This window comes from Bacillus manliponensis (genome assembly GCF_000712595.1).
GTDB classification, from domain to species: Bacteria; Bacillota; Bacilli; order Bacillales; family Bacillaceae_G; genus Bacillus_A; species Bacillus_A manliponensis.
This window is the reverse complement of sequence record NZ_JOTN01000087.1, coordinates 1-460: the sequence shown is the minus strand read 5'-3', so window position 1 is coordinate 460 and position 460 is coordinate 1. Positions and strand designations below refer to the sequence as shown.

Annotated in this window: 1 protein-coding gene; it reads left to right on the top strand. The window is 35.2% G+C overall.

Annotated features, from left to right (window positions below; all coding sequences use genetic code 11):
- Window positions 1-300, top strand: a 300-nt coding sequence (locus tag BAMA_RS23335; protein ID WP_034644462.1) for a Gp37-like protein, incomplete at its 5' end; no start/stop codon positions are given.
- Between the last annotated feature and the right edge of the window lie 160 nt (window positions 301-460).

The window sequence follows — 460 nt, the reverse complement described above, 5'->3', positions numbered from 1 at the left end:
GTTTTAACAGATGCAGAGTATGAAAAACTTTTGATTGAAAGAGGGAATAGTAAATTAGCGGAATCACAAACCATACAAACATTTGAATCTGGTATCTCACTTCATTCAAATCTTGTTTATAAAGAAGACTTTGAACTTGGTGATATTGTAACGATTGAGAATAAACGTTGGGGGCTTACACTCAATACAAGGATTACGGTTGTGGAAGAGATTTATGAGAATGACCGTGTTGATATAAGAGTAAATTTTGGCAGTAATATACCTACCTTACTTGATAAAATACAGCAAAAAATGGGGTGATGGAATGGCAATCGAAAGTGGAATTTTTAACAGTGTAAATGGTGATAGGATGTATGATGCAAGTGACTATGCAGCTTATTTTGCGATGTTTATTGGCAATGGGATTTTCCCGAATCCAGCGAATGGGTTTCAGGTAGTTGCTAATAGCGGTATGAATATA